The following is a 26,449-nucleotide window of genomic DNA, read 5'->3' as shown; positions in this document are numbered from 1 at the left end:
TCGTTTATCCCGAATCCAATCCCAATCATTTTCACATCATTGTAAGCGGAAGCTCCTCCGAAAGCGGTATTTATATTTGTTAATCCCCAATCAGACTTTTGACCGCTATAACCAGCATTATAAACCCTTAGGATTGTATTTTTTGTAGCATCACGTAATAATTCTTCTAACTTTTTTGGGAAGGCATTTATGTTTGTACTATCTACCCCAAGGGTATTTAGTGTAAAACCTGAAGTATTCGCTCCGTCAACGGTACTATCACCATAAAAGGCGATGGGAAACTTATTGCCTTTCAACCATTCAACCCACGCATCATTGAGTGTGTATATTTTATTCTTCACTCCAGCTATAGGCGCTTTTAATGAATCGATTTCAAAACCATAATCTTCATAGGATGTTGAGACGCTTCCTTTTTCGACTTGATACGTATTTAACTTAGTTAAAGGAGCGCATACTCTTACGTAGGCACAATTATCTGGCGTTGTGAAATTAGCTGGGTCCGTGTACGTTTTGCCGCTAATATATACTTTTTCAGACGTGTAGAAAGCCATTTGATCTATCACACTTCTGACATATTCTACGTTCGGATCAACCGATATATAATCAGATGAGAAGTAAGAACTATTATCGGCTAATAACCCTGTGCTAAATATAACAAACTTACCTTTAATAACAGTATTTTTATTGAAAATGTTCTTTCCGAATTTCACACCTTTTATTTTTTCTGGAGCGATAGATTTATCTTTTAAAACTTCACCTTCCATTGTTTTTGATGGTATCGATGAGGTATTAACTTTGCTTCCGAATGGTTCATATCCAGTAGGGATTGACCCTGATTCAATTTGTGTAACATCCCGTAGTCCGCTTCTAGAGCCTATTCTAATATAAACGCTATTACCAGGAGTGGTAAATGTAGTACTACCATCTGTAGCTCTTGAAAGATATATTTTATTAACGTCATAGAAAGCGATCCTTGTATCTCCTGCAATCTTCGCAATGGCATACTGTATATTCGGTGAGATTTTTATAAAATTGCTTGCAAAGTAACCATCAGCAAGGAAGATGTTACCTGTATTTCCATCTATATAATACCCAATAGATACATCATTCTTATCAAAAATATTTTTACTTTTGATTGTAATCTGATCTAATTGTTTCTGTGCTGAAGCCGCGTCAGATACCACTTGACCATTTTTTTGTTCAAGATTATTAAAAGCTGACTCAAGTGTGGTTAAATTTTGATTCTGTTCCGTTTTATATTGCAATCCAAAGCCGTTGTTGCCGATTTTGCTTAGTGATATAGGCATTAAACTCACCTTCCTTGTTGTCTAAAATTCAAAAAAATAAAAGAGTACGATAATGTACTCTTTTACAATTGCATGTTATTAATAAGGTGTAGGTTCCGCTGTACCGTTAATCATCACATTTACTGCGCCTTCTGTTTGTTGTTTTAATAGTAATCTGTCTCCTTGTTTCAGAACGATAGACATATTATAAAAATCAGCTTTACCTTTCGCTACAAGAGTCATCACATCAATAGTGTTGATAGTTAATGTTACTTCTTGTTCTGTCGCTGCTGAGTTATTTAGAATGATTTGTGTTACAGTAACCTTTTGGCCTTTTTGTACGGTGCACACTTCGATCGGATTAGTTTGTGGTTTTCCTAAGTAAATTTGCTCGTTATTCATAAATAATTCCTCCTAATTTATATAAAATTCGTTTTTTAATAGTTTCTATTAACCTTCTAACCACATTCGTAGTTTCCGGCAAAATGTTTTCTTATCCTGGACTGTAGAGCGCATCCTAATATAAACGCTCTTTTCTTGTCCTGTTGGTACCCCTAAATCTATTGTCATTAAACGCCCATACTTCGCCTCGTCGGAACCGGGGTTTGTATTGGTGGATACTAACTTCGATAGTAATGTTTGCCCATCTCCATCAAATATCCCTACTTCGCCAGTTGTTCCTTCTTCTACATACTGACCAATTAAGACTTTTAAATATCTCGATTTGTGTTCAAACGTGTAATATTGACAACTCCTGAACTGCGTTTGAGCGGTCATCCACCAGTACAACTCTTGTCCCACTTCTGTGAAGGATGGCTCCGCTCCACTCATATCGAATCCATGCTGAAGAACGCCACCTATAATAACTGCATACCCATCTGCACGCTCCACGCGAATAAGACCACGATGAACATCGAGGCCTCCCGCACCAATATGGACGTATCTGTTTTTATCTTCTGGATCTATATACCAAACACCAGTATTATCAGCAAATGTCTCTGTGTTCATATAGAGCCGTTTTAAAGCAAGGTTTAAATTACCTTCGTCATCAATCAACTGTTGAATGTTACGCTGCGTCTGTTGGAATTGCGCTTGAATTGCACTTGCAGTTCGCAATGTCTTGAAGGTCGATAATTCAAATGTTGGTGAAATACTGTTGTTCACCGGATCATCAATAACCTCTATGATTCTTATTTGAACGGTGACATCTGCCTCCTCATATAGCATGTAAACATAGTCTCCGTAATTATACGGATGCATTTGCAAACCATTTTCGTATAAATCCACAACAGATACATTAAACTTCGTTTGAGGTGTATCATTCAAATTGTTTTTACACGCTTCTAACAATGAATTTTCATAATTATAACGATCATCATCAATTGATTTTTGATGTATTTCACCATATACACTTACTAGTGGTGATTTATATTCAACAGAGAACTCGGTACCGTCATCTTTTTTGCCAAATCCCCGGATAACAGTACAAAAGTTAGACATATCCGTTTCTTCATTAAAAGTCTTTAGGTTATGACCGTTCCGAAATTGAGAATCTGTCACTTTACCAATCTCATTTTTAAATGTGATTACTTTGTTTTTAGTATCAATAGAAAACTCTGCTTTGTATCTATCTAACCCTTTCTGCAGCAGCGATAGTTTTGAATCTCGTCCAAAGTTTTCAAATCGTTGTGGAGCGAATGCCCCATTATTAACATATGTCCATCCACTACCGGTAAATAAGAAATCGCAGAACTGTTTAAAATTAATGGTACCGTTCAGTAATTCGTATTTATGCTGATTAATGAAATCATCAAGAAACACATGCATAGCATTGATTCGTTTTCCGTAATGCCCTACCTTGGATATTCCAAGGACAATATACTCATCACCAGTCTCTGGAATTGTTATTTTAGATCGTTTATCTAGCAATTTATAAGAATGTGCAGCTTCTTTGGTATTTAGTTGATAAAAATTAAGAGAGTGTTCTCCATTAACTCTCCTTTTTCTTCTAACTTCCTTAAAATCGCAAAGCATCTCTGTTTGTCCGTTTATTCCTGTGACTAATAACATGAATTCACCTACAAATAATAAAATCTAAAGTCAAATTTGATTTCAAAATCGCCTGTCGCACCAGTTAATACAAAGTCATTCCATCCTGGTTTTAATGTAATCAATCTCCAATTTGTTTTTCCGAAAATACTACCTACTACATTTCGATATGCTCTGACACCATCTAGAGTAATTACATCGAGCCCCGTTGTAGTAATACCTGTGTAGTTCCAAAGGTCACCTGTAGTAACGTTTTTTATAGATAAATTATTAGACATACCTTTATAGGTGATTTTTACCAGCATTTCCTTTGGGTCTACCGTGACATCACCAGCGTTATAAATTCGGAACGAAGTAGTATTATGCGTGTACATTATGTCTTCCGCAATCAATCCTTGTCCAATCTGCCATAAATTCGAATCAAATGTCATTGGATCTAAAGTAGTTCCAATTGATTCTGCAAATGGTAGCTTTACTGTAACGAAATCAATTTCAAAGAACCCATATTTCCAATTCTGCTCGATGTTGTAGGAGGAGTTGCACTTTACAAGCCACCTCTTCCCCGGATTACGTTGGTCTATGATATAAAACGGCTGCCTACTATCAAATAGGCGAAATACTTCATCTCGAAGCAGTGCATAATCCCACATATCAACTGCTTTAAAATAAAAAGAACACTTTATAGTACGTTGACCATAAAATGTTCCTCTATCGATAGTTCCGTTTCTATTCTCCATAGTTTCAAAGTTATGAACAGGCGATGGTGACTGAGGATTAAAGTCTCTTGTCATGATGCCTAGTTCTTCTAATACATACTTTTTCCCACTTAATGTTTGCACTGTTGTTCCTAATGTGATTACTTCAGCCATGTCATCACCATCCTCCCTTTTGTCCCATAACGAATGATTGATTTACAATTCGCTTACCTTGATCTACGTCAATCTTATCTCCGATAGCTCTAGCTACCTCAGTGCTATCAATTACTATTACATTCTCAATGACAGCAGGAGTGGCATTTTGAACGTTATTTGGAGCTTTAGACTCGTTTGTTGAGTTGTTTAAAGTTTGCCCACCAAATCCTGAAGTAGAAGATACATTTGAAATACTAGAAGGTGTTTTATAACCTGCGGAAACCATCGGGATTGCAGGACCTGATACAGAACCCATTGAAACATCACCAAGTGATATTCCTTCTGATAATGAATCGAATGCATCTTTTACAGTTGTAGCCATGGTTTTAGCCGCCTGATAAACAGGATTTTCCATAGAACCAATACCTTTAACCAATCCTTGCCCTGTGTATATTCCCAAATCTCTCATAACTCGAGATGGAGAATGTATATCCAGAAATCCTTTCACACCATCCACTATACTGCCGCCAAGTTCCTTTGCTGCCGATACAGCTTCACCAACCATTGAACCAATACCGTTAATTAATCCTTGAACAATATTGATCCCTATTTCAAAGAGATCCACATCACCTAAAGACTCTAAAAGTTGACCACCTATTTCAACCCCAGAACTAAAGACTTCACCAAGTAAACTCAAAATGCCATCAATTAGAGCGCCTATTAGTTCTACACCAGCTTCGAGTATTTGTGGTAAATGGTCAATAATCGCTTTAATTAGCTCAACCATTAATCTAATTCCTGCCTCAACTAATTGCGGTAGGACCTGAATAATACCATCAATTAATTTAGTCAAAATTTGGACTCCCGCATCAATGATTTGCGGTAGATTTTGCACTATAACCTCAGTGAACTTCGTAATTATTTTAATAACCGCATCTACAATCTGAGGGAGCATTTGAATAATCCCGTCTACCAGTTTTATTAAAATTTGCATTCCTGATTCAATAATTTGCGGTAAATTTTGAATAACAACCTCAGTGAATTTAGTGATAATCTGCATCACAGCATCTATAATTTGAGGTAATACTTGCATAATTCCTTCAATTAACGAATTTAAAACTTGTATTCCTGCATCAATGATTAATGGTAAATTTTCAACTATTGCATTAAGTAATGTCGTCATTATTTGAATGGCAGCATCAATTAACTGAGGTAAAATTTGAATAATACCATTCACTAAAGCCATTAAAATCTGAATACCTGCATCTATCAACATAGGAATCATAGGGATTATTGTTTGAATGAACATTGTTATAACTTGTATTGCTGACTGTATAATCATTGGCAACATTTGTGTAATCCCTTGAACAAGTGCATTTATAATTTGCACTGCTGCTTCAATAATCACTGGTAAAGCTGTTACGATTGCAGTAACAAGTGTTTGTATTAAGGAAATACCAATTGTTATAATCTGTGGCAAAAGCGTAGTAAGGCCAGTTATAAACGTTGTGACAATTTGTAAAACAGCAGCTACAATCTGAGGTAGCGCTTGTGTGATCCCTTGCACTATTCCAGTGATTATTTTAATTCCTTGTTCTAGAAAAACTGGTAATTGATTTGTTACAAAGTTGGTTAATCCTAAAACTAGGTTGTTTAGAATTTCTCCAAACTTACTAACCATTTGAGCGCCACCAACACCAGTCGCTTCTGTCATTCTAGCGAACATAGTACCAATCCCAATAACTAAACCTGGTATTCCACCAATCAAAATAGCTAATATTGACGGGAATATCATTTTGAATACTTCAGTTAATCCAGAAAAGTCCCCATGAAATGCCTGTACAATAGCGTTTTTCATTGTGTTTAGTGCTTCTTTGATTTTGTTAACAAAATCATTAATCGCTTGTATTGTTTCGTTACTGAAACCAAGAGATTTCAATAATTTATTGCCAGCATCCGCATTATCACTAATTATTTGCCAAAAAGCTTTTATTGTATTTAACGTGTTATTAATAGCGTTCCTAAATGGTTCTATATTTTTATAAGCGTATGAAAACCCTACAGCCATACCTGCTAGAGCAGCTGCAACAGCCCAAGCAACTGGGGTAGCCATAGCTAAGACCATAACGACAGGTTTAATAACCACCCATAACGCAGCAAAGGCAGCTCTGTAACCCATTAATAATCCCATTCCTGCACCTAATGGCAGCAATAGGAGAGTTAAGGCTGGAACAAGCATCATTGTCCCTTGAATGAATTTCGCTAAAGCTGGATGTGCTTTGTTAAATTCTATAACCATTTTAGCCATCGCATTAACGAAGTTGAATATCGGAATCATTAAGGATGCAAAAGCATCACGCATTGGCTGTAGAGCTTCTGTTAACGACTCCATCATATTTTTGTACGCTTCTGCATATTTAGGATTCATTTCCATGTTCGCACTGTGCAATTTTCCGTAGAATAACACCGCACTTGCTCCCACGATTAAAAAAGCCTGTCCCATACCCATTACAGACTGATTTATAATTCGAATCTGATCGTTTAACTGCTTCATATTAGCATTAGGACCAAGAAATTCTAATGCTAATTGAGCAGCGCTACTTCTATTCGCTAATCGCTCCATTGCGTTAGTGGCCATTAATGCACCGCGCGAGAAGTTATACAATGGATTTCCCATACGTTGTAAGTTAGCTTGTAGTTTGCTCGAAGTAGTAGACATGTTGTTCATCATACCGATAGTTTGGAGTAAAGACGCTTGCGCTGCCACATCGTTAGCCATCATCGCATCATTAGCAGCTTTTTCAGCGGCCCCGATTGCATTGATCTGAGAAATTAAATCCTGAGCACTGCCGGAATACGTAGCCATTCCCATGGCAGCATCTAGATATGCTAATTTCGTCCGTTTTAATTCTTCAATATGAGGTCTCATAGCTTCCCGTTGCTCAGCTTTTAATTGCCTTAACCGTTGACTGTATTCACTATTCGCGTCACCCATATTTTCGATACTTCTTCGATACTCACGAGATGTACGGTTTGTTGTTCTAACAAAATCGTTCAACTGACTTTGCATAGCAGCCATTTCTCTTCGCATCTGATCTGTTTCAGCTCTAAATTGAACTACTAATTCTTCTTGTGTTGCCAAAATCTCACCTACCTTTCAATCAACCGAAGTTGAGATTTTGTAAGAATTGCATGTTTTCTTCCGCTTTCTTCGCAAGGTCCTCTATAGATTTTTTCTTTTTTTCATCAGTAACCATTTTCGTTCTGTCGAATAAATCCTTAGGTTTCATCGTTTTCTTTGGGTTACTGTGATAAACAGATCGCATCATAAGAGCAAATATGCTATAGGTTTGCAATTCATCCAGGTATTGTTCATTTCTCCCCGTCATCATGTTTTGAAATTCACGTGGAGAAAGGTTCATTACTTCACTTGGTAATAAACCTAAGTATCTGAATCCATCTTGCTGTACCTTATCTAGTTCTTCTCTAGTAAAATCGGTTGCTCTTCGTCTGTCCCGTACATCTCGTCCGCCATCTCTTTCAGTTCTGGATTCTTCGCTACTAATTGTTTCTTCATTCGTGCTTTTAACTTCTTCGTTGTCGCTTTGTAGAAAAAATTATCTGCTACTACTTCGTTAAGAACTTCATCAATGAACTCTTGTGAAATTTTCTCTGCTTCGAATTGTTTTACGATTTCAGCAACAACTTGCTCTCTAGTGATTCCTTCGCCTGTATGCATTAAGCCAAAGTAAATAGCATCTTCAAACATCTCTAAATCACCTTGCAAACAAGATCCAATAACTTCTTGCGCTCCGCCTTTATACTTCTTATTTAGCTCGGCAATTGTTTTGTAAGTAAGTTTTAATTCGTGTTCTTTTCCTTTAATTTCAAAACGCATATATATCAATCTCCTTTTAATTGGATGTTATTTTCAAATTTAAAAAGAGCGGTAAAAACCGCCCTTTATTCTCCTGCACCTTTAGGAATTTCAGTTAATGTTTCTGTACGTGTTGTGCCAGAAAGTTTTGTCTCTACTGAATAAGAAACGAATTCACCAGTAGAAGATGATCTCTCAAAAGAAGTCATCATGTAATTTCCGATTTCTGCTTCTTTAGTACGCTTATTAATCTCATAAATCTCAATGTACTCTTTGTTTCGAATAGCAGCTTTTGCAGCTGGGTAGAATGCATCACCCTCTGATAATGTACAAGAGAATGAACGAGTTTCAGATACTTTACCGTAGTCGTTAATGGTTCTATCTTTTGATTCCGCTTCAATTTCATCTGCTTCAATACTGTGAGAATCTTCGTTTTGGTCAAATGGACGAACTAGCTTTTTCTTTAATGGATCTGCTGGGTCTGTTATCATTGCAGCGATAATATACTCATCACCGCGATACATTTTATTTTTTACTGTAGGTGTTTCTGTAACTTCAGCCATATATTCACACTCCTTAATTTATATAAGTCTGTTGGTATTCAAAAATCATTGTTAATTGAGCAGAACCAACCTCAACTGGGGCGGTAGTCACTCTTCTAAAATAGACGGTATCAGTCGATTCACTTCCATCTTCATTACGAAGATTCACTGTGTAACCGCTGCGTCTAATTAAGTTTGCAATCTCATCAGATAGACTTATAGATTCCTCTGTCGTTGCATTAAAAAACCTCACTGTCATTGTGTACAGTAAGGTGAAATGGTCTTTTGTATTTTTCAAATCATTCGTTGATAAGTGCGGAAAGTACACTGACGGTATCCGTATTTCTTCTGGGACCTGCTCATGATAAGCAAATGTACCTGGTGGCAAGTTATCGAAGACAAAAGCCTTCATAGAACCGTGTATCTGTGCGTACATACTCTAACCTCCATGTACCCATTGTTGGAACTGGCGGTCGAATGCAGTTTGGAACATGCGCTCATAGATAGCAATAGCATTATCCCAATAAGGACGACCTTCTATGAATTTAGCAGTCAGCATCATTCCAGTAGGTGCATGCGGATCATATTCGAAACTATGACCTTCCCATCTTCCTGGGACGAATCGTCTTATTTGTTGGTGGCCGTCGTTAACAACCTTAGCGTAAGAAACTGAAGTTCCCACATCAAGCGTTAACCCACCATCAGAAGAGCGCCAAACGTTTTCTCCATCTCCCTTTGTGAATGAATTCAAAAGGAGCCGAGTATCGACAACGCCTAACGAAATAATTTGATTTTGAACCTCTTCTAGAAACTGAAATCCGCTAGCTTCAAGCCATAAGGCAACGTTCTGATCTAACCCATTTGCCATACGATTCAACTTAGCGCTGAACTCACGGAATCCCCTAGTCGTTATTTGGCTAGCCATGGCTCACTCTTCCTTTCTGCGGTGGCCTTTATATGTGTAACCTCACCAGTAAGTGGATGTACTACTGGAAAAGGATTGCGTATATAGTAAACGACATTGGTATTCTTCTTGATTACCTTGTCATTGTGTTTTATATCTGTACCAGGCATAAACAAAACGCGTGTATGCTGTTCGTTTAATTGGTTTGGTGCAGATTGTATTGCAGTAGGTCTAGCAACTGCTACATTCTCTGCAAAGTAGCAGTTTTGTTCTGCTATATCAGGAGTATCTTTGTAGGAATAAACCTCTTCTCCTGGTTGCCCAAACTTACCGGGCTTTGTTTCCTTATGCAAATGGTAAATATCACATTCATGGACCAACATGGATTCTAGAGACATTAGATGGCCCTCATTTTGAATGTGACTTTCTTCTTTCCTGCATTCACCATGAATTTCTTTAGTAAATACAACACAGAAGGTTTTGTGATACTAGAACTATCCTTTGTATAAGAATAGTCTCCACTACCAATACTTTCAGACTTAATACCCTTCATCGCAGTTGTATCGACGTTTGTATAAGTGTAATACTGTGCTAACTTCTTACACGCAAGCTTTACCTCTGCCGGGACTTCAGGATACTTCGTCTTATCAGTAAAATCTATGTTAGAGAGATTATAAATCTCTGTATCTGCTTCAAGTATGTCCTGCTCCAATAGAGGAACAGGACGTTTTTTAACTTCTGGTAATACAGTGTAATCAAGCAATTCTTGAGCAGTAATAAGTGCCATACTTATCACTCCTTTATTTAGTTGTTGTAATTGTAGATAACACAGTCGAGTTAGGAGCAGCTGCATCCGCAACAGTAGCTACACGATGTTTACCATCGTTAATGTGCTGATTGTATTTTGATTGCAAATCAGCCACTTGGTTTTTTAAGGAAGCGAAGTCATCTGCAACGCCTAAGAGAATAGCTGCTAAATCAGAACTAACATAAGAGCCACCTTGACCAATATCCTTTGGAACTTTAGCCATGCTTATTCTCCTTCTTTCTTATTTTTAGGTTGCTTGAATTCTTCTAGATCACCATAAGTTTCTAAAAGTTCATCGCGCTCTTTTGCAGTTACTTCTTGAGGTTCTCCCGCATAGAAAAAGCGCCCTCCACCAATATGAAGAACGCCCCTTTCATGCTTTAATTGTACTAATGCCATATTATGAACCCCCTATTCTTATAATTTAGTTCCTGTCATCCATGCTACTGCATCAACTTCACGAACGATTGCATCTAAGTAAGCAAATAGGATGTGGTATGTTGCATCTTTAGCAGCAGCAGTTGCGCCTTGAGCAGTACGGTTATAACGAACGTCACGAGTGAATACAGGTGTGAAGTTAGCCATTGGCGTAAGTGCTACGAAACCACTTTGCATTTCTGCTACGACTTCAACAGGATATCCAGCAAGACGTGTCACTTTACCATCAACAAGTACTGCATCACCAAATCCAGTAGTACGTGCTGAGATTAAAGCTACAAGTTTGTCATGAACCTTTTGGTTAAGGAACCAAGCAATATCAGAACGAGTTTTATATTTCTCTGGTAGCACTTGAATGTGGTTAACGAAATCCATAATCGTAGGATCGTTTGTAGTTAAATCAGTTTTATTAGTTGATGTTTTAGCTTTCTTAACAAATCCATCAGTGATTTTTAAGAATGGATCTGCTGAAGCTGTATCACCATTGAAGATTAAGTCTTGTAAATCAACACCGAACTGACTTTGAATCATCCCTACGATTACACTTTCTACATTCTGGCCACGAGAAGCCATTGCATAATAAACATCATCATTTTGCAACCATTCGTCCCACTTCACCTTTTTCACATTGTAAGGAATTTGGCGTGGTGTAATAGCATCTGTTCCTGTTGGTGTATCATTCTTTCCAGCTAAACGTAATTTGCGTTTCCCTACTGATAACGCATCTAAGTTTCCTGCTGGAGCTGATGTATAAACAGGCCCTAGTTTCGGTAGAGTTGAAGCATTATTAATTGTATCAACAAGGAACGCTTGCGCTGCACTCGCTGGTAATGGTACGTTCACATCTTTTAATACTAGTTCAGTAGAACCACCTGCAATAATTTGTCCGTTATTCATATATGTGTTTCCTCCTTAGTTTCCAAAGTATCCAGCGTAACCGCCAGCAGATTTTTGTACGTTTGTAGTTACATCAGTATCTTGTTGGTTGCTGATACCTTGGGATTTTTTAAGTTCATCAAGCTCTTTTAAAACAGGAGCCAAAGCCTTTTCTACCATTAATTCTTCTGCTGTTTTTTCTGGAGCGATGTTTAGATGTTTCTTGATTGTCTCCATTTCTTGTTGGATTGGTGCTACAACCTTTTCTAACGCTTTTTCTAATTGTTCTTGGTTCATATTATCTTCCTCACTTCCTGCGCCTTCCAGTGATGGTGTGACGCGTGTTTTTAGATTTGTTAATGACTCAATAGCAGAATCAATGTCTGCCATGTTTGGAGCACTGATTTTCTTACCTGCCTTTTCTACTTCTTCAGCAAGGGATAAAACAGGTTTGTTCTCCCATGCCTTCACAACTGCTTCTGTACCCTTCAACTCATTGATAATCTCGACGAATTCAAGTGCAGCTGCTTCAATACGATCTAAATCGATAGTATCAGCAGTAGGGGCATTCCAAAGAGATTGATAGAAAGTATCTTCTAAAGCAGAGAATGAAGCATTTACATCACGACGATGTTTATTCTGGTTAAATTTATCTCTAACCTCGCCTTTTTGAATGTTTTCTCCACCAAAAAAGCCCTTTACCAATTGGAAGAAGGACTTCATTTGTTTCTCTTCAGTTTTAGTTACTTCTTCCTCAATCACTTCTGTTTCGGCGACTCCCGCAAGGGAATATCCTGTCATCTTGCCGTCTTGAATGTCTTTCCATATCTCATCGGTGGCCTTTGTCACTAACACCCATGTACCTTTAGTGATCGTTTCACCGTTAATGTCCATATCAACAGGAGCTACATAGCTTTCTACAACTTCACCTGCTCCTGCGTTAAAATCATGTTGAGCATCGATGTTACGATACTTAGCAATGAAGTTATGAGCGGATTTTTCAATATCCTCAGCAGTCATGAAGTCGCCGTGCGCATCATGTGTACTTGAATCTTCCGCGCTACCAGGAGAGTATACAATCCCATAAACAAGCTTTTGGTCTTCATCTTCACCTTTGATGATTTTAACTTCTTTTTCGAATGTAGGCTCTTGCTCACTTTTTGTTAAGAAGAATTTCTTTTTATTAGCTGCTTTATCTACAATAGAAACAAAGCTTACATCAACGTTTTTCAGTTTCCTTGGCATTTATTCACCTCCTTTCAATAAAGTTCTGATTTATTTTGAGTAACTTTCATCACTTACTCAACTCCTTCAAAGTTTCTTCCCTAATCTTCTGCTTCTCTTCTTCAGAAATTCCTAATATGTTGTTATCTACAGCAGGAGACATGACACATTTGCAACGTACTCTTTCCTTAGCAGATAACGAACTATCACGAGGAAACATGCAACGTTCACCGGATCCAGGTAATTCAAATTCCTCTTCTACAGGAATTGTTGTACCACTATACTCAACATGATTATCACGAGGTTGGTTGTTCTTTGCTCCACTGTGACGCCACTTCTTACCTGTAACAGCAGGAGATTGTCTGTATGATTCAAATTGGGAAGCAGAGCATGCTGCGAGTACTTCTGTCTGTGCTGTAGTCCTCGCTCTTTTACGGTCGAATTCCGGAAGTTTCGCAAGTTCTCTCGCAATCTCCTTAATGCCTTTCCCTTTCTCCAATCCCTCGTTTAAAATACGCTCTACTGCTTTGTGAGAGTTAATTTTCATGATCTTACCTAATTCATCAGACCAACTATCAATCCACTTTGTAGTGCGTTTTGAGAAGATATTAAACTGGATATCCGGGTCAATTGCATCCATGAAAGCTTTCGTCATGTCCTTCATTGTGTAATCAAGAAACTTCCTTGCTGCTTTACTTAAGCTTTTCGCAAAGGTATCTGCTCCGAATAGGCTGCCAGTAACGAAATCGATGATATCCTTTATCTTGATACCCTTTTCTACTGCATCCTTTTTCGTATAGTTCTTAATCCCATCCACAAAGTACTTGCGCTGCTTCCTAAGTAATTTAGCAATTTCCTTCTCGAAATCTTCAATGTATCCTGGTAGCATATCCAACACTTCTAAATCAGCAGGTAATGAGGTAGTGAAATCTTCAGTATCAGCCTTTTCAATCCACTCATTTAATGAAGTTAGCAGCTTATCAATCTTCTGCATCTTGCATCGACTCCAGTAAGTCACGTAGGTCTTTCATTACATTGACTAAGTCCTCATTTGAATTAGCACCGGCAGACTTCTGTAACTGCTCACTCAAACCTTTATCCCAACCACTCACTTTACGTTGTTTTTCTAAAACTAAAGCAATTGGTTGATCTGCTTCTGGAATGTTATATTCAGTAAACTCTTTGTTAAGCATATTCCCAGCGATATTTCGAACATCTTGGAATGTTAATCCGCCCTTATCAGCAAGTACCTCAATGGTTTTAACCAAATCCTCAGTGTTACTGATCTCGGATTTACGTAGATTTACTCGAACATGTTTTAAATCATATGGGAGCAGCAAAACATTATTAATAATGAATTCTATACCATTACGTTCCGGCTCAAATACCTGCTCCTCTGTAATCTCACGTACAGACTCAGCAGTGGCTCTGTTAAAGTCACGGATATAACCTACATATACATCAGGCAAACGGAATGCTGATTGCACCTTTTGGCGTGATTTCTCATCGTATTCAAGGAATAGAGCATCGTTTTGAAGTGTTTCTGCTAAAGATTTAAGCTCAATATCGACTTGTGGTGGTGTATCTCCTACAAGTCCTTCTTCTGCACTTTCCACTTGTAACAATAGATATTTATGTTGATTGCCCTCACCCTCTACATTCGAAACGTATTCTGTAAGTTGAGCTTCACTGTCTTCAGAAAGAATACCGTTCTTTATCAAGATAGCCATTGGCATATGCTTTCCTTGCTTAAAATAACGTAGGTTTAACTCTTCTGCTTTTCTAGAACCTACCACATGTATACAGTGTGGTAGCCAACGAGGGGTTCCATAAGGACCATTACCTATTTTTACATGGTGAACTTCTGTGGCGTCTAAGTTAGGTCCCCAACTATTAGTAGAAAACTCTCCCGTATTTTTGTTAAGAAATCTAGGATCATTGAATTCCTTGAAATAAGTAACTTCTACTCCTACTTTTTGAACAAATCTGCGGAATCTCTTTTTCCTTTTAATTTCTTTTCCGTTAATGATGTATTTCACTTCTTGCAAATTCTCATCACGTTTAGTCAATCGCATATACTGCGGTAACATATTTACGATTTCACAAGGTTTTCCTTCGCCATTCCTAATGATTTCGATATATCCATTACCAGTAGATTCTCTGTCCTCAATTAACTGCTCCCAGACTTCTTTAAATGGCTTTTCTATTGACAATGTAGGAATAATTTCCTTATCAACAATTCCCCACTCTATTTTCATATCTGGTGTTTCTTCAACGTCTGGTTGCTTATACTGTAATTCGTGACCGAATCCAGCAATATTACGTTTATATGCATCAATACATTGAGGGACAATCGTGCTTTCTTCCTTACTTAATACCAGTAATGCAGAAATGTCATAAGGTGGTTCTATTATTCCATTAACATTGAATTGTTCATCTTCAACCTCTTTTTGCCGTGAGATAACTTGTCCGCTGGGCGCATTCGATTTAATTACACGTGCCGTTACTTTTCTACTCAAGCTGCTTCACCTCTTTTCCTTTTCTTCTTTTTACGTAATCCAAATATAATCGTGTTAATGAAGTATCTCGTCTCATCCATGTGATGGTCATTCTCTTTTAGAGGTTTATCTTCACCACGTTGAATCGCTTTTTTATCCCATATATAAGAAGCGAACTCCTTAAATGTTTCAACACAGCAATCATTAAAGAATGCTCTACCTGTATTAAGCGCTATACCGACGTTTCCGATTCCCTCTTTCACGTTGTTACGAGCCTTATATACTTTCCTCTTATTACGCATCAATACAGCAATAAATGAAGCAGCAGAGGGATCAATTACAGTTCCCTTAATTGGCAAATCACCAACGAATTCCTCATAGTCTTCATAGTATTCCTGATCTGTTTTCTGCTTCTCTGTATCACGGCCGCTATAATGGTACTCCTTGATTTTGTACCAAACGTCCTTGTCTCCTTCGATACATTTGCCCCATAGTCCATACGCCATAGCGTTCTGTGTACCGTAGTCACAGGACACATAATACTCGATGTAATTACGTTCAATAGAATCTACCTTGTGTACTTCTTCTTTGAACATATCGAACACGAGACCAGAAGCAGCTGCCCACAATCCTAAAATGTACCGTTTGAAGAAGACACCGCTATATAGTTTGTAATACCGTTTCTTTGTCTTCACAGAAAGGGACAAGTTATCGTCCATAGTAAAGCGGACATGCAATAAATTCTTTTCCTTGCGCTTATCCAGCCATTCTAATTTGAACCAATGATAAGGTCCTGCTGGGTTACAGTTAAACCATATTTTTGACCCTTCTACAGAACAACGACCTGTCGCCTGATCTACGAAACTACGAACCATCAGCGCTACTTCATCAAAGAAACAGCCGGCAAGAGTAATACCCTGAATCAAATCCTGAGAACTTTCATCCTTACCACCAAATATATAGAAGAAATTCGTTACTCCATCTTTAGTAATAGAAAGCATATTCTCGCTTCGATGGTCCTTAACCTTATAACCACGAGACTTCAGCATCTTCTTGAGTGGCGTTATAACGTTACGGCGGTGGGAACCAATTGTCTTACCACACATACCGAAGTTCTCGCCCTCGAATGATTCCATTGCCCACATAACGTAGGAAAGAGCCATTGATACTGTCTTACCTGCACGAATGGAACCATCACAAATAATCCCGTCATAATCTTTAACGGGACTGTTAGGCTTCCACCAAGTTAATACCTTACGTTGCTTCTTGGAGAATGGTTTAAATTTGAATGGAGCGGGTTTCTTTTTACGCTTCAGAATCGTCGTCATAATCATCCCACGCTTCCTCTACCTTACCTTCTAACGCTTCTTTGAAACCATCATCCTCGTATTCTTCACCATCTTCGCCCTTAATACGAGCTGTGTCGGCCTTAGTTTTTTCAATGTTAGCTTGCATCTGATCTAACTTCAATCGTCTCTCATCGTCTTTATTAGCCAATTTATCAAAGCGCTCAATCATAGCGGATAACGATGTCATCGCTCGTGAATAAGCAGTAAGCAAATTAGCTTGTTTATCCCATGCAAACTGAACCATATACGCTTCTCCAGCTTCAGACTCACTGATAACCTCTTTAGACATATCATCCTTATCTCGAACATGCATGATGCGTTGTGAGTTAAGGATATTGAAGTACTGCAACTGAATAGAATTAAACAACATATCTACTTCAGTATGATTTTGTATTTCATCAAGCAACTCCATTGCATGTGGATCATCATTAGGAATTATCTTTTTGAATAACCCATGAGTAGTTGCATTGTCATTTCCTTTCGGTGGACCATGACCAACAGCATGCTTATTACCATACTTAGGATTCTTATTACCCGGATTACCAACCGCATTCTTATTACCAATGGGTGCACCTGTTTTCTTGGTTTGGGTGCATCCTTTTTCATCGTTTGGGTGCACCCCTTTTCGATTCCAACCATGCCTTTTTCTCCAGGACTTAATTGTATTCACACTGACCTCGTATTTCTCAGCCAGTTCCTTATACTTCATACCTTGCATGTAATCTTCTTGAGCTAACTCGTGTTTTTGTTTCACGTCACATCACCCACCACCTTCTATATAATAGGAAGTAATTTGTCTAACTCCTCCTCATGGTAATCCCTTTATAAAATAAAAAAGCAGCTGTTAGGCTACCATTCTCCATACCTTATATTCCTGTTAATACGTTCTGAAGCAGATTTAAAATCATCATCCTGTCCGTACGGATCTACACCGTCAGAAATGGTCATACACTTTTTACATGCTCTGCCATCCCAACTGAATCCAGAACCGTATTCAGTATACAATCTAACAGACTCATCATTTCCGCATTCACATTTAATCCATGCAGAGTCGTAAGACACGTCATTTCTGCCTTGGTGCAATTGAGGTCGGACAATATCTGAATTACCACTGTATAAAGCATATAGAACTGTATTATCTTTAAATTTCACATGACAAACAGCAGCACTCATTCTCATCACTCCTCTTCATATAAAATAAAAAAGCAGCGGATTCGCTACTTTAAAGTAAATGATCTAACCTACTATTCACTTTTCTTTTCCCTGTAACACCGTATATTAAATCGTTAGCTTTTATTGTTCTTTTGTGTGATTTCGGTATTCGGTAATCACCTCGGTGTTCTTGGATATATTTTATTATTTCTAATTCAATGTTTAAACCACTAGATAGAATATGCGGGTTATATCCGTTATCTAAAAATGACACAATATCATAAAATAACGATTTATCTCCTATTATAGATACCACTTTATTTTTAAGAGCTTCTTTCTTTTTCACTTCTTCCCTTTTCCTTTTCTCTTCAGCTTCATTTTTAACAAAAGGAATATTATGATAGGTTCTACTTTTCTCTCTAATATAAGTAGTATATAAATCCGGAAATTCGTCTTGAACTTCTTTATTTAGCACTGTTTTGTATTCGATCATATAGGTTATTTCTAACAAAGAACGTTTCAAAAGGCTTTTTTCAAGAATGTATGCCACCTTATTAAACAAATAAGAATGTTCCTTTATGTTAGAATACCCCTTAAAATGAGCGTTAACTCTATGTTTTATACTTAAACCTTTTCCTACATAAACAATTTTATTGTCATGATCAGTTATTAAATATACACCACTGTCACTTTTGTGTATATCAATATTAAACTCATCTAAACTCATGAAATTTAATTCTCCCATACCTTTTCCCCTCCTACATAATCCCTTTTTCTTTTGCTCTTTCATAAAGAACAGTACGACTTACACCAGTAACTTCACATATCTTCTTTACTGTGTATCCATTGTCTTCACGATTAGTAAGCAGTTCTAAAGCATGCTCCATTTTAGGGTTTTTATCACCGTATTTCTTGGGTCTTCCTTTATATACGCCACGTTGTTTAGCGAGGTCTATTCCTTCTCTTTGGCGCATCTTGAGTAAGTCCCTTTCCAACTGGTTAACACCAGCCATTACAGTGAGCAGGAAAGTACTGTATGGATTATCACTCGTAGTATCAAGCCATGTATCTTTTATTGATTTAATCGAAGCACCTTTACTTTTAATCACTTCGATTAGCTCAAATAAATCTTTTGTACTACGGCTAATACGAGTTAAATCAGTAACAACAATCGTGTCACCTTCTTTTAAACTATCGAGCATCAATTGTAGTTCTTCTCTGTTTGTTGTTGCTCCACTTGTTTTCTCTTCATACACATGATCACATCCATAATCATTTAGCTGTTTCAATTGTCTAGCTAAATTTTGTTCTTGTGTAGAAACACGAGCATAACCAATTATCATAATATCTTCCCCTTTGTCCGTTAACGTGTTCGGAAATTAAATCTAAGTACATAATACCATTTATTTTCCGTACATGTAAACAGGACGTTAAGAAATACGATAAATTCGTTTACTCTTTTATGTCCGCGTAGGGTAGACCTAAACAGGACATTTAACTATTTCTATTTTATCTCATTGAGTTCGTTTGTTTTGTTAACCAAAAATATAAAAAGCAGCACACAGTGTGATAGGAAGTCCTAACAATAATCACCTTATCTGCAATTCAATTCATCGTTTTTTATAGCTTTTAACTGTTCCATTTCCTTCTTTACTGATTCCTCAATAGAATTAATCTCATACCACTGCTTCTCTGCTTTGTTCATCTCTCCTACCTTGTATGTAAAACAAATCAGAGCAAAGGTAAATAGTGTCCCTATTAAGTAACCTATAAGACATCCTAACCACAACATAATATAACTGCCCCCTCTGCGATTATTATGTAATTTCTATATAACAAAGAAAAAAGCACCCGTTATGGATGCTTTCATTGTATTAATTTAGACGACCGCTCTTTGAATGCTTTAAACATAATTGTTTCATCTCTTCTGTATATTCATGTTCTTTTAGTTTTCTCCACGGAATTGTTACACCACGTTTCATTTCAACTGCAGACCCATAATAAATATCATTGGAATCTATAGCTATTTTCACTTCCCAATTCCATATGGTGGGTTTGAAGTGAGCTCGAAACTCCGGTACTTCAGCGCTAATTCTCAAGTAGTAGTTTTCTAATCTTGAAGTGAACGAAATAACTTCTTTTTTATCCTCAAAACTCATGGCGCCATCCTCCTTTGTCATACAGCCTTATTCGACAAAAAAAGAAGAATACCCTACAAAACAAAAAGCCGCCACCTAAGTGACAGCTCCTAAAGGGGGAAGAGAGATAACAAATGGCAATAAGTATCTCTTAGATTAAGGCTGAGCACTCTCAACCTTCTCCAAGCCACCGCATCATGTAATTTTTTAGCTCTTATTAGCTACGCGCTTTACGTTCGGTGACTAGGAGAAGAATAAGAATCTTCTCGTTTATACTCCGTGGAGTCGGCTACTTAATGTCATTTTCACCATTTACGTTTGCACAATGTGATTATATCCAGACGCATATGTTTCTTCCTACGCCTTGTTTGAACCAACACATAAGACTGAGGGGAATGTTCAGCTGTATTGGCTCAAACAAAGAGCGGAAGCTCTCTGCTCGTTTAATCGTTTAAGAAGAACCTAGCTTACGTTACATTAATAAAAATCGTGAGTAATTACTAATGTAATAGATAAGACTTTACTTCTTTGTAACATGCAGTTCATTCAATCGAACGAACCATCATATCCCATCGGTAAAACGATCTAGTATTAACATAGAAATCAAGAATCCACATGACAGGTGTGGTTTTACTGCCTATGAGCCTACAAACGAAAGGCGGTACGCTTATACACTCAATGAGAAGTAAAACAGCATGACGAATGCGAGTTTATCCCACACCCGCCACACTGGAATATGTCTTGATTTGTTTTAATCATTTAAGGGAATCTTACCACCCTTACGGCGAGATTCTTACCGCCCATGCCCGCCCTTCCGCGGTATACGTTAAGGAGTACTAATCCTCTTCGTTATGCGGTTTTCAAAGAGCTTGTACATTAAGAATACCGTTGATTTCATTATCAAAATTCCCCCTATTTAGTCCCCTTTTTTATCGGGATTTTGTCGACGTTTTCAGATTACAATAACGCTTTAGTTTAGTTTTTCTATAAAATTAACCGCCGTTTTCTCTCTACTGTATTGACAAAGACAATCTATAAACTTACACTCTCTTCAAACAAGGAGGTAATTATATGGATGAAAGAGAAATGATGATGTTTTTACCAGATGGCAGATATGAATATTTACGTATTAAAGTTTATAAACAAAATGGTAAAACCAAATTAGATTACGCAAATGCTTATAAACGAATATTGACAGATAAGGAAAAACAGCAATATTTATTAAATGAAGAGCTTCATAAGCCTATTACTATCGCGTGAGGTTATTATCACTCACGCTTTTGTTGCAATTTATTTAATACTTCATCAATCACTTGTTTTATTTTCTTTTTACTTACTCCGTTGTTAACATCGTATTCAAAATTAAACCCACACTTACAAGTACGTTTGATTATATCGTCATCAACTTCTAATGTACCTTGACCATTACCAACAAATTGATTACCACAATTCGGACAGTCGTTAATAAGTGGTGATATTCTCAAAAAATCCATTGCGTTCATTTTTCATCTCTCCATTTCTTAATAAAATTCAAGTTTTTTAAATCATCCCTAAAGATGTAGCAATCAATCGAATTGCATTTTTCTTTTTATAATAGAAGTGATCTTTCTTCATCGATAATTCAGTGTAAATAAAGCTGTCTTTCGGCTTATCCGCATTTAAGTACTTCTTCTTGATAATCTCTGCCTCGTCATAATCTAAAACGTACTGTAAGGCCTTATCGATCTGTTTGAATTTGATATTACTAATATGTCTCGTGTCTCTAATCTCAGGGAACAAACTGATTCCTTCGTGTTTCAACTCCACTTCATTCTCAAAACGAGTTTTCAATGCGCGGTATTCCTTTAGAATTTTCACTACTTCTCTCTGAACCTGTTTTTCTGTCTCTCTATCGATTGCTGGTAATAAAGTTAATTGTTCCATGAAGGAATCCCCCTATTTCGAATTTGTCTTTTTAACATCACATAAGGTACGTGAAATTTTACTATCTCATTGTTGAATAAGGGAACGATGCTTAGTAAAGTAGCCCCCACCAATCTACTCTGCATGGTTCCGTTATCCATTAAGCTGAAACCCTTTTCTTTATAGCTGCTACCTTCTTATCCTCATCATGAATTCTCCAGCCATCATTAAAATGGTCTATTAGCTCCTGATACTTAAATACATCGAATATCGTAACGTACTGATTATCTCCAAACCCTGGTTCTTTTCGGAATAACGTGTATTCTCGTGTACCTCCGTATCTTCTAATGACACTCACCCCTTTATGATCTTGTCCATTCACCTAACTTCTTGTCCCATATCACGACGATTAACTCCTGTTTGTTTAAGTACTCCCATAACTTCTTACGTAACGGGAAACCCTCATTAACAGCCCTTTTGTGGCCTTTAACATCGCAGACCTCTACACGACCATCTGAGTACGTTACTTTAAAGTCTGGTGTAAACCTCATAGCAGCCTTTTTCGACTTCCCTGACTTCGTTATGCTGCTCTTAATCTCAAAAGAAGGGATTAATATATAGCTAGGGTGGCACTCTATACGAGTGACGTCACCCCTGCCTTTTAAATGCATGTAATACTCCGACTCAGTTTTAGAATCAAACTGTATACCATCAATCATGATTGGATTGCTCTTAATCTTCGGAGCTTTCTTTTTACGTGCTTTTGTTTTTCTCTTTTTAATCAATTGTCATTTCTTCCTAACATCTTATTTATCGTTTTAGCTAGTTTCTTAGCATTCTTTTCTGACAGCCATATCCAATTCTCAGTGTTTCCATTAACTACTTCCAATTTGATTTGCCCTGGTTTTTGTACTACTTCCATGTAGTCTTCTTTGACGTTGTCACACTTAAATACTGTTTTCATTCTCCTAACCTCACTTTCTATTCCATTTGTCCTTTGCACTCTTCAAGAAAATCAATAACTTCCTGAACATGCTCCCTTGTTGTCATACGTTCCATCACGTATCCTTCATCGTTATAAACATTAACCTTATTCCCCGTAAACTCCATTCCACACATTCCGTCTGCACCCAATAACTTTACGTTACCTTCCATTCTTTTAACCTCGCTTTCTATTCAAAGGATTATTTTGTTGAGATTTCTTCGTTTTCAATTACTCTATTAAATCGTTTCGCACATTCACCATTCTCAAGCGTTGTATGCCCAGCAAACACTTTTAAGTCTCTTGCCCATACTTTCCCTTGCTTATCTTTGTAGATTACAACTTCACTTAAATCCCACTCAGCTGTAGCAATCATTAATACTTGATAAATACCGCCTTTGTAATGTTTGTAGTAACTTCCCTCATTCACTTCCCTTTTCCCATGAGCACATTTCTCGCACTGAAACTTCCAATGACCTTCTTCCTCTGGAAAGTGGTTATTTGCTGGTTTACCACAAGCGCACCACATAAAACTTAAATCATCACGATACTGAATACTTCCGTCTTCTTTTTGATGTAAAACTAATTCACCTTTGATCATTTTCTTTCACTCCTTATATTCCGTTGCTACAACCTCAGCAACTCTTATTTCTTGTTTCACTAAATCCTCTAAGAAGTAAAACGCTTCATACTCCCCTTCATCTGCTTTTATACTCTCAAATTGTTCTTTTTGCTTTTCGTCTAACTCATATTCAAACGTTACTTTTACTTTCATTTCTTCTTCCTCCCCTGAATAAAACTCAATATTCCGTCAATACTGTAGACAACCCATTTCTTACCTGAGCAGTTAGCTTTTGCTAGCTGCTCTTTTATTGCTTGTCCACTTCAACCCATTCACCGTCATATAACATCCAACCGCCATGAACGTACAATTCTTTTTGTGAGTTCTCTTTGCTTCGCTTTTCACTTTCAATACGCTCTAAAATTCCTCTAAGTTCTTTCTGCGCGTTTATATAATCGCTTTCTAGTTTCATGATTTGTTTTTCATTATTTTCTACATATCGCATATACGCTTTGATTCTTTGCTCATCCCACTTAGTTTCTACTTTAATCGGCATTACCCAATGAACTACACCAATATCCTTTGTTAAATACTCTGCCTCTTGAAGTGCCTTAAAATAGTCCTCATTAGTTGTCATTACTTCGCCATCTAAATAAACTCCATATTTCATATCCATTCCCCTTTTCTACAAAATGAAATTTTTATATTAATCTTCTTCAAGTTCCGTAACAGTTATATAATTTCTAGCATTCTTCCGTTCCACTACTCGTCTCTTGTATGCTGGTGTCTTATAGAATTTAACAGTTTCAAGACGTACGCCCATATGTTGAGCGCATTGCAATATGGTCCCGACACATACGAATGATTCACCTTTATAAACGGCGTACTTCTTTACCTTCACTGTTCATTCTCCTTTTCTATTCAAATAACGCTTTTATTGCAATTTATTTAAAGCTTCCTCAACAGCCTTCTTAATTTTCGACTTACTAGTTCCGTTGTTAACATCGTATTCGAAATTAAACCCACACTTACAAGTACGTTTGATAATATCGTCATCAACTTCTAATGTACCTTGACCGTTACCAACAAATTGATTACCACAATTCGGACAGTCGTTAATAAGTGGTGATATTCTCAAAAAATCCATTGCGTTCATTTTTCAGCTCTCCATTTCTTAATAAAATTCAAATTTGGTATTACTTTGTCCCTGTAGATCCGAACCCTCCGACGCCTCTTTCACTATCCGATAACTCGTCTACCTCAACAAAATGAGCTGTTTCCACTGGCGCTATGACACCTTGAGCAATGCGATCTCCTTTTTTAACTTCATATGTCACGCTTGCATAAATTCCGTACTCTTCATTAATGCCTTGTGTTATCGAATTACCTAAATGGGATGTGTTTTGAACTATCACTCCAACTTCCCCTCTAAACCCACTATCAACAGTTCCTAGAATCGCTTTTAAATGTGTTTTACGTGAAATTCCGCTTCTAGGTCTCACTTGAAGTTCAAATCCTGGTAGTATTTCAAATGCCAATCCTGTAAGAATCACTTTCGTTTGCCCTGGTTTAATAATCATGTCCTCTGCTGCTACTAGATCAAAACCCGAATCTCCTGGCTTCGCATATCTTGGCAACTCCACATCTTTCAATCTCTTAATCTTCACTCGTAAATTCATTCCGTTACGCTCCTTTTAATGAACTTTCAATTTGTTTCTTACGTATAAGTAGATCATCTAAATTACCTTCTGTTTTCTTTTTCTCAAGCCCTAACATATTTAAATGTAGTTTCATGTTGCTGATATCACTTTGAACTTTTTCTAATTCCGATTCCAGCTGTATTTTGGTTTCTTTTTTCATGCAATCCCTCCTAAAGCCCTAATGCTTCCATGATCTTTCCGATGTTCTCATCAAAACCAATCAACGGTTTATAATCCGTCGAACCCTCTTCCGGGTTTATAAGAAAAGTAGGTAATGAATTAGATTTCAATTTTTTCGTAAGAAATTCCATATCACTTTCATTTTCATCCACATTTCTTTCAATTAACTCAAATTCAACTCCTGGCGGCGTATTATTAAGCATCGCCTTTGCTCTCATGCATTTTGAACATGTATTGCCTGTATACATAATGATCTTAGTTGCCATTCTCTTCAGTCTCCTTTGTTGCTGCTAATAGTTGAGTTACCTCATAAGTTCCATGCTCTGTATATTTCATTGTTCTTCCTCCTTGTATTTAGATAAGATAGTCATTAATGCAATTGCTGTTCCTTCATTTGAAATCCATTTCCCTCTGTAGAAGCCAGCAAGACCTAAGTCCTCGTCATCATAAGCCTTGTCAGCTTCCTTTCGGTTTTCTACCGCTGATAACTGTAATTGTTCTATATACTCTTCAATCGCTTTCCTCATGGCTAAAACGCCTCCTATTTAGTTAATCCTTTCAATGTCTTATAACAAGCTTTAGCTTGGAGAAGAACTCCGTATCTGTACCCATCTCCTCCGAGTTCTATCCAGTTTTCTCCATAGTCCGACTCCCGATACCATTTGAAAGTTTTATCTAATCGCCATCCATAAAGACTTTCACGAACATCGGAAATTTTTAAATTACCTATATTTTTGCTGTACTTGCATTTGTTAACTTTTTCTAATTGTTTAATTCGTGTGTGTCTCATTCTCCCCATCTCCTTTTATCAATTCGAATAACTCCTGCTCACTCATTTCATAAAGCTGACGTCCTGTTTTTTCCTCTTTGTAAATACCCTTATGTATCAAGACGTCGATGTAGATTTGTTTCCTGTCCATTTACCTATCTCATGCCCTTCACATATTCTTCCTTCAGATCACGAATCAACATAATTTCTTGCGGTCCCACTTCATGCCCTAGCGAATCCACCCTGTTTCCGTATACCTCACCAGACATTGTTACACGCGTTATAGCGATATGCTCACCTGTCTGTTTATGAGTCCAGAAACCTCTTAATTGTGCCCGTCCCTTTGTTGTCATGGCGCGTCC

44 protein-coding genes are annotated in these 26,449 nt (G+C 37.4%); 1 reads left to right on the top strand and 43 read right to left on the bottom strand.

All coding sequences use genetic code 11. From position 1 onward, the window contains the following. From QCI75_RS30490 to QCI75_RS30370, 25 genes are all read right to left on the bottom strand, one after another. Positions 1-1,307, bottom strand: a 1,307-nt coding sequence (locus QCI75_RS30490; RefSeq protein ID WP_353762278.1) for an SGNH/GDSL hydrolase family protein, incomplete at its 3' end; no start/stop codon positions are given. Between the two features lie 78 nt (positions 1,308-1,385). Further along, positions 1,386-1,688, bottom strand: coding sequence for a hypothetical protein (locus QCI75_RS30485; RefSeq protein WP_353762277.1), 303 nt, complete (start codon positions 1,686-1,688; stop codon positions 1,386-1,388). Between the two features lie 48 nt (positions 1,689-1,736). Continuing rightward, on the bottom strand, positions 1,737-3,356 hold the full coding sequence (locus tag QCI75_RS30480; protein WP_353762276.1) for a phage tail protein: 1,620 nt from the start codon (positions 3,354-3,356) through the stop codon (positions 1,737-1,739). Positions 3,357-3,364: 8 nt separating this feature from the next. Beyond that, the gene (locus tag QCI75_RS30475) at positions 3,365-4,204 is read right to left on the bottom strand and encodes a phage tail family protein (RefSeq protein ID WP_353762275.1); all 840 of its coding nucleotides are present in this window, start codon (positions 4,202-4,204) and stop codon (positions 3,365-3,367) included. A gap of 4 nt (positions 4,205-4,208) precedes the next feature. Beyond that, positions 4,209-7,328, bottom strand: a complete 3,120-nt coding sequence (locus QCI75_RS30470; RefSeq protein WP_353762274.1) for a phage tail protein — start codon at positions 7,326-7,328, stop codon at positions 4,209-4,211. Between the two features lie 19 nt (positions 7,329-7,347). Further along, complete coding sequence (locus tag QCI75_RS30465; RefSeq protein WP_353762273.1) at positions 7,348-7,608, bottom strand: hypothetical protein; 261 nt, start codon at positions 7,606-7,608, stop codon at positions 7,348-7,350. A gap of 53 nt (positions 7,609-7,661) precedes the next feature. Then, positions 7,662-8,084, bottom strand: coding sequence for a tail assembly chaperone (locus QCI75_RS30460; protein WP_353762272.1), 423 nt, complete (start codon positions 8,082-8,084; stop codon positions 7,662-7,664). A 65-nt stretch (positions 8,085-8,149) separates the two neighbouring features. Next, positions 8,150-8,626, bottom strand: coding sequence for a phage major tail protein, TP901-1 family (locus QCI75_RS30455; RefSeq protein ID WP_353762271.1), 477 nt, complete (start codon positions 8,624-8,626; stop codon positions 8,150-8,152). A gap of 13 nt (positions 8,627-8,639) precedes the next feature. Next, the gene (locus tag QCI75_RS30450; protein ID WP_353762270.1) at positions 8,640-9,041 is read right to left on the bottom strand and encodes a hypothetical protein; all 402 of its coding nucleotides are present in this window, start codon (positions 9,039-9,041) and stop codon (positions 8,640-8,642) included. Between the two features lie 3 nt (positions 9,042-9,044). Beyond that, entirely contained in the window at positions 9,045-9,530 is a 486-nt protein-coding gene (locus QCI75_RS30445; protein ID WP_353762269.1) for an HK97 gp10 family phage protein, read from the bottom strand. Continuing rightward, entirely contained in the window at positions 9,515-9,907 is a 393-nt protein-coding gene (locus QCI75_RS30440; protein WP_353762268.1) for a DUF3599 family protein, read from the bottom strand. Before QCI75_RS30440 ends, QCI75_RS30445 begins: the two co-directional genes overlap by 16 nt. After that, complete coding sequence (gene yqbG, locus QCI75_RS30435) at positions 9,907-10,296, bottom strand: protein YqbG (protein ID WP_353762267.1); 390 nt, start codon at positions 10,294-10,296, stop codon at positions 9,907-9,909. The genes QCI75_RS30440 and yqbG overlap by 1 nt, the downstream gene beginning before the upstream one ends. A 13-nt stretch (positions 10,297-10,309) precedes the next feature. Continuing rightward, positions 10,310-10,540: a hypothetical protein gene (locus QCI75_RS30430; RefSeq protein ID WP_353762266.1), complete on the bottom strand. Its 231-nt coding sequence runs from the start codon at positions 10,538-10,540 to the stop codon at positions 10,310-10,312. Positions 10,541-10,542: 2 nt separating this feature from the next. Then, positions 10,543-10,716, bottom strand: coding sequence for a hypothetical protein (locus QCI75_RS30425; protein WP_353762265.1), 174 nt, complete (start codon positions 10,714-10,716; stop codon positions 10,543-10,545). Between the two features lie 18 nt (positions 10,717-10,734). Continuing rightward, positions 10,735-11,652, bottom strand: a complete 918-nt coding sequence (locus QCI75_RS30420; RefSeq protein WP_353762264.1) for a phage major capsid family protein — start codon at positions 11,650-11,652, stop codon at positions 10,735-10,737. A 15-nt stretch (positions 11,653-11,667) separates the two neighbouring features. After that, complete coding sequence (locus QCI75_RS30415) at positions 11,668-12,876, bottom strand: XkdF-like putative serine protease domain-containing protein (RefSeq protein WP_353762263.1); 1,209 nt, start codon at positions 12,874-12,876, stop codon at positions 11,668-11,670. Positions 12,877-12,925: 49 nt separating this feature from the next. Then, positions 12,926-13,849, bottom strand: coding sequence for a phage minor head protein (locus QCI75_RS30410; protein WP_353762262.1), 924 nt, complete (start codon positions 13,847-13,849; stop codon positions 12,926-12,928). Further along, positions 13,836-15,374 (bottom strand): phage portal protein, encoded by a 1,539-nt coding sequence (locus QCI75_RS30405; RefSeq protein ID WP_353762261.1) that lies wholly within the window; start codon positions 15,372-15,374, stop codon positions 13,836-13,838. Before QCI75_RS30405 ends, QCI75_RS30410 begins: the two co-directional genes overlap by 14 nt. After that, positions 15,371-16,687 carry a PBSX family phage terminase large subunit gene (locus tag QCI75_RS30400; protein WP_353762260.1) on the bottom strand — a complete coding sequence of 439 codons (1,317 nt, stop codon included), beginning with the start codon at positions 16,685-16,687 and terminating at the stop codon, positions 15,371-15,373. Before QCI75_RS30400 ends, QCI75_RS30405 begins: the two co-directional genes overlap by 4 nt. Next, positions 16,659-17,456 (bottom strand): phage terminase small subunit, encoded by a 798-nt coding sequence (terS, locus tag QCI75_RS30395; RefSeq protein WP_353762258.1) that lies wholly within the window; start codon positions 17,454-17,456, stop codon positions 16,659-16,661. Before terS ends, QCI75_RS30400 begins: the two co-directional genes overlap by 29 nt. A 95-nt stretch (positions 17,457-17,551) precedes the next feature. Continuing rightward, positions 17,552-17,875: a hypothetical protein gene (locus QCI75_RS30390; RefSeq protein WP_353762257.1), complete on the bottom strand. Its 324-nt coding sequence runs from the start codon at positions 17,873-17,875 to the stop codon at positions 17,552-17,554. A gap of 49 nt (positions 17,876-17,924) precedes the next feature. Then, positions 17,925-18,599 (bottom strand): GIY-YIG nuclease family protein, encoded by a 675-nt coding sequence (locus tag QCI75_RS30385; RefSeq protein ID WP_353762256.1) that lies wholly within the window; start codon positions 18,597-18,599, stop codon positions 17,925-17,927. 13 nt (positions 18,600-18,612) lie between these two features. Then, positions 18,613-19,197, bottom strand: coding sequence for a recombinase family protein (locus QCI75_RS30380; RefSeq protein WP_353762254.1), 585 nt, complete (start codon positions 19,195-19,197; stop codon positions 18,613-18,615). 251 nt (positions 19,198-19,448) lie between these two features. Then, a complete protein-coding gene (locus tag QCI75_RS30375; protein ID WP_353762253.1) occupies positions 19,449-19,646 on the bottom strand; it encodes a hypothetical protein in 198 nt (65 codons plus the stop codon). A gap of 82 nt (positions 19,647-19,728) precedes the next feature. Further along, on the bottom strand, positions 19,729-20,013 hold the full coding sequence (locus QCI75_RS30370) for a hypothetical protein (RefSeq protein ID WP_353762251.1): 285 nt from the start codon (positions 20,011-20,013) through the stop codon (positions 19,729-19,731). A gap of 1,050 nt (positions 20,014-21,063) precedes the next feature. On the opposite strand from QCI75_RS30370, the gene QCI75_RS30365 reads away from it, so the two are divergent. Then, entirely contained in the window at positions 21,064-21,252 is a 189-nt protein-coding gene (locus QCI75_RS30365; protein ID WP_353762250.1) for a hypothetical protein, read from the top strand. Between the two features lie 8 nt (positions 21,253-21,260). On the opposite strand, the gene QCI75_RS30360 is transcribed toward QCI75_RS30365, so the two are convergent. The 18 genes from QCI75_RS30360 to QCI75_RS30275 all read right to left on the bottom strand — a co-directional run bounded on the left by QCI75_RS30360 (position 21,261) and on the right by QCI75_RS30275 (position 26,440). Then, positions 21,261-21,494: a DUF3797 domain-containing protein gene (locus QCI75_RS30360; RefSeq protein ID WP_353762249.1), complete on the bottom strand. Its 234-nt coding sequence runs from the start codon at positions 21,492-21,494 to the stop codon at positions 21,261-21,263. Between the two features lie 37 nt (positions 21,495-21,531). Beyond that, positions 21,532-21,915 carry an ArpU family phage packaging/lysis transcriptional regulator gene (locus QCI75_RS30355; protein WP_353762247.1) on the bottom strand — a complete coding sequence of 128 codons (384 nt, stop codon included), beginning with the start codon at positions 21,913-21,915 and terminating at the stop codon, positions 21,532-21,534. Between the two features lie 139 nt (positions 21,916-22,054). Beyond that, positions 22,055-22,276: a hypothetical protein gene (locus tag QCI75_RS30350; RefSeq protein ID WP_353762245.1), complete on the bottom strand. Its 222-nt coding sequence runs from the start codon at positions 22,274-22,276 to the stop codon at positions 22,055-22,057. Further along, on the bottom strand, positions 22,257-22,679 hold the full coding sequence (locus QCI75_RS30345; protein WP_353762243.1) for a DUF1064 domain-containing protein: 423 nt from the start codon (positions 22,677-22,679) through the stop codon (positions 22,257-22,259). Before QCI75_RS30345 ends, QCI75_RS30350 begins: the two co-directional genes overlap by 20 nt. Further along, complete coding sequence (locus QCI75_RS30340; RefSeq protein WP_341039013.1) at positions 22,676-22,858, bottom strand: hypothetical protein; 183 nt, start codon at positions 22,856-22,858, stop codon at positions 22,676-22,678. Before QCI75_RS30340 ends, QCI75_RS30345 begins: the two co-directional genes overlap by 4 nt. A 17-nt stretch (positions 22,859-22,875) precedes the next feature. Next, positions 22,876-23,049, bottom strand: a complete 174-nt coding sequence (locus QCI75_RS30335; protein ID WP_353762241.1) for a hypothetical protein — start codon at positions 23,047-23,049, stop codon at positions 22,876-22,878. A gap of 29 nt (positions 23,050-23,078) precedes the next feature. Further along, positions 23,079-23,477: a DUF1653 domain-containing protein gene (locus QCI75_RS30330; RefSeq protein ID WP_353762240.1), complete on the bottom strand. Its 399-nt coding sequence runs from the start codon at positions 23,475-23,477 to the stop codon at positions 23,079-23,081. Positions 23,478-23,483: 6 nt separating this feature from the next. Further along, entirely contained in the window at positions 23,484-23,651 is a 168-nt protein-coding gene (locus QCI75_RS30325) for a hypothetical protein (protein ID WP_353762238.1), read from the bottom strand. A 94-nt stretch (positions 23,652-23,745) separates the two neighbouring features. Further along, on the bottom strand, positions 23,746-24,108 hold the full coding sequence (locus tag QCI75_RS30320; protein WP_353762236.1) for a hypothetical protein: 363 nt from the start codon (positions 24,106-24,108) through the stop codon (positions 23,746-23,748). 36 nt (positions 24,109-24,144) lie between these two features. Continuing rightward, positions 24,145-24,339, bottom strand: coding sequence for a hypothetical protein (locus QCI75_RS30315; RefSeq protein WP_076867856.1), 195 nt, complete (start codon positions 24,337-24,339; stop codon positions 24,145-24,147). 33 nt (positions 24,340-24,372) lie between these two features. After that, positions 24,373-24,594: a DUF3797 domain-containing protein gene (locus QCI75_RS30310; protein WP_353762234.1), complete on the bottom strand. Its 222-nt coding sequence runs from the start codon at positions 24,592-24,594 to the stop codon at positions 24,373-24,375. Between the two features lie 40 nt (positions 24,595-24,634). Next, a complete protein-coding gene (locus QCI75_RS30305; protein ID WP_353762233.1) occupies positions 24,635-25,117 on the bottom strand; it encodes a dUTP diphosphatase in 483 nt (160 codons plus the stop codon). Positions 25,118-25,121: 4 nt separating this feature from the next. Continuing rightward, complete coding sequence (locus QCI75_RS30300) at positions 25,122-25,298, bottom strand: hypothetical protein (protein ID WP_353762232.1); 177 nt, start codon at positions 25,296-25,298, stop codon at positions 25,122-25,124. Positions 25,299-25,308: 10 nt separating this feature from the next. After that, a complete protein-coding gene (locus QCI75_RS30295; RefSeq protein ID WP_353762231.1) occupies positions 25,309-25,584 on the bottom strand; it encodes a glutaredoxin family protein in 276 nt (91 codons plus the stop codon). Positions 25,585-25,650: 66 nt separating this feature from the next. Then, positions 25,651-25,845, bottom strand: coding sequence for a hypothetical protein (locus QCI75_RS30290; RefSeq protein ID WP_353762230.1), 195 nt, complete (start codon positions 25,843-25,845; stop codon positions 25,651-25,653). Positions 25,846-25,859: 14 nt separating this feature from the next. Further along, complete coding sequence (locus QCI75_RS30285; RefSeq protein WP_353762229.1) at positions 25,860-26,108, bottom strand: hypothetical protein; 249 nt, start codon at positions 26,106-26,108, stop codon at positions 25,860-25,862. Then, the gene (locus tag QCI75_RS30280) at positions 26,089-26,238 is read right to left on the bottom strand and encodes a Fur-regulated basic protein FbpA (protein ID WP_353762227.1); all 150 of its coding nucleotides are present in this window, start codon (positions 26,236-26,238) and stop codon (positions 26,089-26,091) included. The genes QCI75_RS30285 and QCI75_RS30280 overlap by 20 nt, the downstream gene beginning before the upstream one ends. A gap of 4 nt (positions 26,239-26,242) precedes the next feature. After that, positions 26,243-26,440: a hypothetical protein gene (locus QCI75_RS30275; RefSeq protein WP_353762226.1), complete on the bottom strand. Its 198-nt coding sequence runs from the start codon at positions 26,438-26,440 to the stop codon at positions 26,243-26,245. Positions 26,441-26,449: the final 9 nt, after the last annotated feature.

This window comes from Bacillus cereus group sp. RP43 (genome assembly GCF_040459645.1).
Lineage (GTDB): Bacteria > Bacillota > Bacilli > Bacillales > Bacillaceae_G > Bacillus_A > Bacillus_A mycoides_C.
The sequence above is the reverse complement of the archived record's forward strand: the minus strand, read 5'-3'. Positions and strand labels throughout refer to the sequence as shown.